The sequence below is a fragment of the Bartonella sp. PS7NMGDW genome (assembly GCF_042193585.1).
GTDB classification, from domain to species: domain Bacteria; phylum Pseudomonadota; class Alphaproteobacteria; order Rhizobiales; family Rhizobiaceae; genus Bartonella; species Bartonella grahamii.
The window spans coordinates 1-614 of sequence record NZ_JBHILX010000123.1; the positions used below are offsets into that span (position 1 = coordinate 1).

A 614-nucleotide genomic window follows, 5' to 3' on the forward strand; every position below is an offset into this window, starting at 1 on the left:
GTTGAAGGCAGGACCTTTTCTGTACCATCCGGTCTTTGAATGGTAATAGCGGGACAATCCATAAAGCCTTTCTTGATCTTGTCCTGATAAGGTAACAGAGGCGCCCCTGGAGCACGGCGATACACCCAATCATGTTTACGCAAGTAATCCGTTAAATCCTTTGGTCGTACTTCCAACATCTTTGCTGCTTCTATCAAACCAAACAAACCATCAGAGCGTTTTAAACCTTCCAAAGCTTCTGCTTTTGGAGTCAATTTAGCAATGGTGTTATCCTTTTGCTCGATTTGACTTTGTAAGTGATTCAAAACACCAAGTAATGCTTCGGGTTTGGAGTAGTCAACTTGTGGTGTCACTACTTGTTTCAAAAGCCGTTCGCATTTGATAAAGTATAAACGAGCCTCTCTACCTTTCTTATTATTCTCAAGCATAGAAAGCTCTTTTGCTACACTTAAAGTTAGATGATAATCTTTAGAGGGACGACCACCTTGGAGGTTTTCCCCAAAATTGGTGAAAACTAAATAATCCTGATTTTCTAATAAATTATATTTGTTGATGCGATATTTAATCCAAGTAGAGAAATCTTTACCTACTTCTAAAAACGCATGCAAATCACG

General features: G+C 38.9%; 1 protein-coding gene. It reads right to left on the reverse strand.

Features of this window, described 5'->3' with window-relative positions; all coding sequences use genetic code 11:
• Positions 1-614, reverse strand: a 614-nt coding sequence (locus ACFIKJ_RS09665) for an antA/AntB antirepressor family protein (RefSeq protein WP_375652248.1), incomplete at both ends; no start/stop codon positions are given.